We start from the raw sequence: 2,508 nt of genomic DNA, 5'->3' as shown, positions 1-2,508 counted from the left end.
GTGTTCATGGCACGCTTACCCTATGACCATGGTTGATACCCTTTACGACACGCACTATAAATCCCGTAAAGAATTGGCGTTAGAGTTTGCCAAAACTCTAAATGAAGAAGGGAAAGAACTTGAAGCAGCAGGTGTGGACATCATTCAGTTTGACGAACCAGCATTCAACGTCTTTTTTGATAAAGTTAATTGCTGGGGTATTGAGGCACTTGAACGCGTAATCGACGGTCTGAAGTGCGAAACCGCAGTGCACATTTGTTACGGCTACGGGATCAAAGCCAATACAGATTGGAAAAAAAACTAGGCAGCGAGTGGCGTCAATACGAAGCGGTATTCCCGAAACTGAAAAAATCGAATATCGACATTATTTCTCTAGAGTGCCATAACTCACATGTGCCAATGGAGCTACTTGAACTCGTGCGCGGTAAAAAAGTGATGGTGGGTGCTATTGATGTGGCAACCAACACCATAGAATCACCAGAATCTGTAGCTGCCACACTGCGTGAAGCACTGAAGTACGTAGATGCCGATAAGGTTTACCCATGTACTAACTGTGGCATGGCTCCCCTTTCTCGCGATGTAGCACGAGCAAAACTCAATGCATTAAGAGCAGGTGCCGAAATTGTGAGAAACGAGTTCTTAGCAAAATAACAACACGTATTGGCGTATAAAAGTTACTAACTGTATATTCGTAGCCTTTCTCTCCTAAACGATCAACTAACTCACTTAAGTGCAACAACTTGTCCGAATATCGGCTAGTAGGAACTCTGAGTGGGACCAAATCACTAGATCTAAGTTTATTATCGATCGCTAAATTAAGTAGCGCAAGTTCCATCAAACTATTTTTGATCTCTAGTCTAGTTCTAATTCGCCACATCTTTTCAACGCGACTCAGAGAGACTGAACCAATACTCACTTTAGTTGGTTAGTCCAAAAAAATCCGACAAATCTTGAGTCAACTTTTGTGGATGAGTTCCCATGCTAGGCGTAACAAAAACCGTATCATCTCCCGATACTGTTCCCAAAATCCCCATCTGAAAACGTAAAGAATCAACTAAACGAGCCACAAGTTCTGCAGCAGAGGGTGTAGTTTTAATGATGGTAAAAAAATGGTTATGATCAATATCATTGATCATCTCTTCGATATCAGTTTTTGTCGTTGGCATTTCCAGTTCATGAAGCAGTTGATAAATCAACTGGTTGTGATTATTTACTACCCGTACTGCACCCAACTTCTTCAAAATTCGAGATACCAAAGATTGATGGATTTTGCCAAATCCCGCTTTTTCTAAAATATCAACCAACTTCGCCTGCGAGCTAATCTCTTGTTGAATAATAGTCTGTTTTATTAATCTAGCTATGGAATCATGCTGGGCATTATTAGTCATGAAGTTATCTTATTGCTATCAAAGTTGTATTATAATAACCATTAGCCATAGAAAATTTCCGTGACAAGCCACACAATAGCGATATACTTCTAATGAATAAATACCGCTATTAATGTAGGCAGACAACTCCAAAATTACATTCTGATATGAGTTCCAGACGAGCCATTCATTACGTCCAGCGCTTTATATAAATCACCAATATGACCAGCACCTTTTGACCTCTCAGCAAATAGGCAACATGCATCGACTTTCGGCCCCATTGAACCTGCAGCAAATTCATAACTGCGCATAGTCGCCACAGTTTCATCGTATAATTTTTCTTCTGTAGGCTTACCCCAGTCGATACAAACATACTCACCAGCAGTCAAAATTAATAGATCATCTGCATTTAGCTCTTGAGCGATCAAAGCTGCGGTCATATCTTTATCAATAACCGCTTCAAAACCCGTATAATAGCCCTGTTTAGTTTTAACAACTGGAACACCACCACCACCGCCACATATCACCAGGTGATCTTTTTCTAGTAGACTACGAATAGCATCAATTTCAACAACCGCTTTTGGCATAGGTGACGGAACAACACGACGCCATTTGTCACCATCAGGTTTAATTACCCAGTTATTATCTTCCGCCAATTGAGTTGCTTGCTCCTTGTCATATACTGGACCGATGAACTTACTAGGATCTTTAATCGCAGGGTCATTTTTATCTACTTCAACTTGAGTGAGAATGGTTTCAATATTCATATGAGGAAGTTGTTGCTTCAGTTTTTGTTGCATCAAATAACCTATCATCCCCTGAGTTTCTGCCCCCAACACATCAAATGGGTATGGTGGGCAATCCTTATACGCAAGATTTTGTAATGCTAACAATCCAACTTGTGGCCCATTACCATGGACGAGCACCAATCGATATTGCTCATGTAATTTGGCAAGCGCGGTCGCTGTAGCCTCTATACTTTTCTTTTGATTTTCACAGCTCATTATTTCGCCTCTTTGAAGCAAAGCATTGCCGCCAATAGCGACAACTAAAGTTGGCTTAGTCATGTATATCTCCAATTGATTTATTTTTCGATTTGAATTTTATATTTAATTTGGAATTTTAAAACGTGATCAAATCC

At 40.2% G+C, this 2,508-nt stretch carries 2 protein-coding genes and 2 pseudogenes; 1 reads left to right on the top strand and 3 read right to left on the bottom strand.

What is annotated here, in order from left to right; genetic code table 11:
• Positions 1-651: pseudogene (locus tag AB4209_RS22310) on the top strand (methionine synthase); the annotation flags it as partial.
• Positions 652-763: 112 nt separating this feature from the next.
• On the opposite strand, the pseudogene AB4209_RS22305 reads toward AB4209_RS22310, so the two are convergent.
• The 3 genes and pseudogenes from AB4209_RS22305 to arcC form a co-directional block, all read right to left on the bottom strand.
• A pseudogene (locus AB4209_RS22305) lies at positions 764-877 on the bottom strand (integrase); the annotation flags it as partial.
• A 40-nt stretch (positions 878-917) separates the two neighbouring features.
• A complete protein-coding gene (locus AB4209_RS22300; RefSeq protein ID WP_372057425.1) occupies positions 918-1,388 on the bottom strand; it encodes an arginine repressor in 471 nt (156 codons plus the stop codon).
• 134 nt (positions 1,389-1,522) lie between these two features.
• Positions 1,523-2,434 (bottom strand): carbamate kinase, encoded by a 912-nt coding sequence (gene arcC / locus AB4209_RS22295; RefSeq protein ID WP_372057423.1) that lies wholly within the window; start codon positions 2,432-2,434, stop codon positions 1,523-1,525.
• Positions 2,435-2,508: the final 74 nt, after the last annotated feature.

The sequence above is a fragment of the Vibrio sp. 10N.286.48.C11 genome, assembly GCF_041469805.1.
Lineage (GTDB): Bacteria > Pseudomonadota > Gammaproteobacteria > Enterobacterales > Vibrionaceae > Vibrio > Vibrio crassostreae_C.
Note: the sequence above shows the minus strand (reverse complement) of the source record. Positions and strands in the feature narration are given on the sequence as shown.